General features: G+C 62.1%; 1 protein-coding gene. It reads right to left on the bottom strand.

Annotated features, from left to right (window positions below; translation table 11 throughout):
* Nucleotides 1-1,404: MMPL family transporter (locus tag A5782_RS04295; protein WP_156623790.1), on the bottom strand; the 1,404-nt coding region annotated here is incomplete at both ends.

Here is a 1,404-nt window from a genome sequence, read left to right as displayed (position 1 = left end):
TGCTGGACATCTTTTCCATGCTGTCGATGGTCGTCTGCATCATGTCGGCCTGGTGCAGCATGTCGGCCATCTGATCTTCTTGGTACTTCTGGTTCATCTGCTGGCTGACGCCCTGCATGCTGATCTGGAAGGGGATCGAGGTGTGCTCGATCGGTGTCCCCTGCGGGCGGGTGATGGCTTGCACGCGCCCGATTCCCGGCACCCGGAAGACCGTCTTGGCGATTTTATCGATGACCAGGAAGTCCGCGGAGTTCCGCAGGTCATGATCGCTTTCGATCATCAGCACTTCGGGGTTCATCCGCGCCTGCGAGAAGTGCCGGTCCGCAGCGGCGTAACCCTCGTTGGCGGGCAGGTCCGCGGGCAGGTAGTTGCGGTCGTTGTAATTGGTGCGGTAGCCCGGCAGCGTCAGCAGCCCGACCAGTGCGACCCCGATCGTCATGACCAGGATCGGGCCGGGCCAGCGGACGACGAGCGCTCCGATCTTGCGCCACCCGCGAATCCGTTGCGTGCGTTTGGGTTCGAGTGTCTTGCCGAAGCGCGTCACTACCGAGATGACTGCCGGACCCAGCGTCAACGCCGCCGCCACCACGACCACCATGCCGATGGCCAACGGGATGCCCAACGTCTGGAAATACGGCAGGTTGGTGAAGTGCAGGGCAAACGTCGCACCGGCGATGGTCAAACCCGACCCCAGCACCACATGCGCGGTGCCCTTGTACATCGTGTAGTACGCGTCTTCCCGGGATTCGCCGACAGCCCGGGCTTCCTGATATCGGCCGATCAAAAAGATCGCATAGTCGGTGGCGGCCGCGATCGCCAGCGTCACCAACAAGTTCGTGGCGAACGTCGAGAGCCCGATGATCTTGAAGTAGCCCAGGAAAGCGACCATGCCGCGCGCGGCGGACAGCTCGAGCACCACCATCACCAGCGTCAGCAGCACGGTGATGATCGACCGATAGACCAACAGCAGCATGCCGATGATGACGGTGAACGTGGCCGCCGTGATGAGCTGCAGGCTGCGGTCACCGGCGGTGTGCTGATCCGCTGACAGTGCCGCGGGGCCGGTCACATAGGTCTTGACCCCCTTGGGCGTCGGCACACTCTTGACGATCTTCTGAACGGATTCCACCGACTCGTTGGCCAAGGCCTCGCCCTGATTACCGGCGAGGTAAACCTGAACGTAGGCGGCCTTGCCGTCGTTGCTCTGCGCGCCCGCCCCGGTCAGTGGATCGCTCCACATATCCTGAACGTGTTCAACGTGTTTGGTGTCGGCGTCGAGCTTCTTGACGACCTGGTCGTAGTAGGCATGCGCGTCGGCGCCCAGAGGATTTTGGCCCTCGAGGACGATCATCACGGAGCTGTTCGATTTGTACTCGTTGAATATCGCGCCCATACGCTTGGTCG

This window comes from Mycobacterium sp. 852002-40037_SCH5390672, assembly GCF_001665875.1.
Lineage (GTDB): Bacteria > Actinomycetota > Actinomycetes > Mycobacteriales > Mycobacteriaceae > Mycobacterium.
The sequence above is the reverse complement of the archived record's forward strand: the minus strand, read 5'-3'. Positions and strand labels throughout refer to the sequence as shown.